Source organism: Streptomyces sp. NPDC059443 (genome assembly GCF_042750105.1).
In the GTDB taxonomy this organism is placed as follows: Bacteria; Actinomycetota; Actinomycetes; order Streptomycetales; family Streptomycetaceae; genus Streptomyces.
The window spans coordinates 1-2,839 of sequence record NZ_JBHYVM010000051.1 but is presented as its reverse complement, the minus strand read 5'-3'; the positions used below and the strand labels follow the sequence as shown (position 1 = coordinate 2,839).

The 2,839-nt window shown below is 73.0% G+C and carries 1 protein-coding gene; it reads left to right on the top strand.

Annotated features, from left to right (window positions below):
- Positions 1-722: 722 nt before the first annotated feature.
- Positions 723-2,699, top strand: coding sequence for a HelD family protein (locus ACFXDJ_RS33675; protein WP_384662640.1), 1,977 nt, complete (start codon positions 723-725; stop codon positions 2,697-2,699).
- The last annotated feature ends 140 nt before the right edge of the window (positions 2,700-2,839 follow it).

The window sequence follows — 2,839 nt, the reverse complement described above, 5'->3', positions numbered from 1 at the left end:
GGCGGGCGTGGGCGGTCGGGGCGTGCCGGGCGGGCGCGCGGGGGGCCGGTGTCCGCTTTATAGCCCCCCCCCCCCGCTCGCCCCCCCCCCCCCCCCCCACGACGCTCACGGCTGCCGCCGCGAAGACCTTGGCGGCGCGGAAGACGTCGCCGACGCCGTGGCGCTGGCGGGTGACGGTGGTGGCGGTGGCGCCGCGAGGGCGGCGGCCCTGGATCGGGGTGAAGGTTGCGGTGCTCATGTATCCATGGTGCGTTTTCGCACGCCGCACCACATCGCCCTGGGGGCTGAGCCTCCGGGCCGGCCGCCTAATACTCCTGGCCCATGCCTCCCCCTAAGGGCTCTGCCCGAAGGAGGACACCGCCCGAACGACACCCGTACGGGGGCCCGGACCGGAGGGACTTTCGTCCCGGATCGTTCCATGGCTTTCCGGACCGTCCTTCCGGATCGCCGCCACCCGTCCCCACCGCGTTATCCATTCGCGCGTCGCCCCCGCGATGACTAGAATCTCCGCTCTTGCCGCCTCCCGCTGCCCCACCGGGGAGAGCCGCCTGCCGGACGGAAACCGGCGGGCCTGTCCGTCCGCATCACGCAGTCAGTCACTCGCAGCAGCAGCAGGAGGCATTTCCGTGCCCGCGCACGCCCAAGCACCCGCACCCTCACCCGCCGACCCCCTGGCCCGGGAGCGGGCCCACCTCACGTCCTCCCGCGCCGCGCTCCGCGCGATGCGCGAGGACGTGGAGTCCCTCGACATCCGCGACGTCACCGCGAACTGGGTCAACGCCATCGTGCTCCAGGCCCAGATCGACGACCGCATCAAGGCCCTCGCCGACCTCTCCCACACCCCCCTCTTCTTCGGCCGCCTGAACTACCTGCACGCACCCGGCGCCGAGCTCGCCGAAGGCGCGGAGGGCGAGCAGTTCTACATCGGCCGCCGCCACGTCCACGACGCCGACGGCGACCCGATGGTGATCGACTGGCGCGCGCCCGTCTCTCAGCCCTTCTACCGGGCCTCCAAGGCCGACCCGCAGGACATCTCGCTGCGCCGCCGCTTCGGTTACACGGGCGGCGAGCTGACCGCGTACGAGGACGAGCACCTCTCCGACCCCACCGAGGCGGCCGCCACCGTCAGCAAGCTGCTCCAGCAGGAGATCGAGCGCCCGCGCGTCGGTCCCATGCGCGACATCGTCGCGACGATCCAGCCGGAGCAGGACGAGATCGTCCGTTCCGGGCTGTCCGGTTCCGTCTGCGTGCAGGGCGGCCCCGGCACCGGCAAGACGGCGGTCGGCCTGCACCGTGTCGCGTACCTCCTCTACGCGCACCGCGACCGCCTCGCCCGCACCGGCACCCTGGTGATCGGGCCGAACCGTTCCTTCCTGCACTACATCGAGCAGGTCCTCCCCGCCCTGGGCGAGCTGGAGGTCAAGCAGGCGACGGTCGACGACCTGGTCGCCCGCCCCGACCTGGAGGTGCGCGGCGCGGACGCCGCCGAAACCTCCGTGGTCAAGGGCGACGCCCGGATGGCGGAGGTCCTGCGCCGCGCGGTCCACTCCCACGTGAGCGAGCCGGCCGAGCCGCTGATGGTGGTCCGCGGTTCGCGGCGCTGGCGGGTGCCGGCGTACGAGATCGCCGAGATCGTCGCGGAGCTCCAGAACCGGGACATCCGCTACGGGGCCGCCCGCGACGCCCTCCCGCAGCGGATCGCGCACACGGTCCTCGTACGGATGGAGCAGGCGGGCGAGGCCCCGGACGACCGCGTCCAGGACGCGGTGGCCCGCAACACCGCCGTGAAGGCCCTGGTCAAGACCGTGTGGCCGCTGGTGGAACCGGCCAAGCTGGTGCTGCGCCTGCTCTCCGACCCGGAGTTCCTGGCGGCGCACGCGGACGGGATCCTGTCGCAGGACGAACAGAAGCTGCTGCTCTGGCAGAAGCCGTTCCGCAGCGTGAAGTCGGCGAAGTGGTCGGCGGCGGACCTGGTCCTCATCGACGAGGCCTCCGACCTGGTGGAGCGCACGCACTCGCTCGGACACGTCGTCCTCGACGAGGCGCAGGACCTGTCCCCGATGCAGTACCGGGCGGTCGGCCGCCGCTGCACGACGGGCTCGGCGACCATCCTCGGCGACCTCGCGCAGGGCACGACCCCGTGGGCGACGCGCAGCTGGGACGAGGCGCTGGGCCACCTCGGCAAGCCGGGGGCGGTGCTGGAGGAGCTGACGGCGGGCTTCCGCGTACCGCGCGAGGTGATCGCCTACGCCTCCCGCCTGCTCCCCTCGATCTCCCCGGGCCTGGCGCCGGTCTCCTCGGTCCGCGAGACCCCCGGCTCGCTGGTCGTCTCACACGTCGCGGATCCGACGACCGCGGCCGTGGAGGCCTGCCGGTCCTCGCTCGCGCACGAGGGCTCGATCGGGCTGATCGCGGCGGACGCGCGGATCCCGGAGCTGGCGGATGCCTTGGCGGCGGCGGGCCTGACCTACCTGGCTCCCGGTGAGGAGACGACGGCCGAGTCCCGGCTGACTCTGGTGCCCGCGTCGCTGGCGAAGGGTCTGGAGTACGACTACGTCGTCCTGGACGAGCCTGCCGCGGTGGTCTCCGGTGAGCCCGACGAACGCACCGGGCTTCGGCGGCTGTACGTCTGCCTGACCCGGGCCGTCTCGGGGCTCACCCTCCTCCACTCGGCCCCCTTGCCGGCGGCGCTGGCCTGACCCTGCGGGGCTTGTCCCCTACCCGCCCTTCCACCGTTCCCTGGGGCTCCGCCCCAGACCCCGCGCCTCAAACGCCGGCGAGGCTGGATCTTCCAGCCCTCGGCGTTCAGGTGCGGGCCGACGTCGGCAAAATCCAGGAC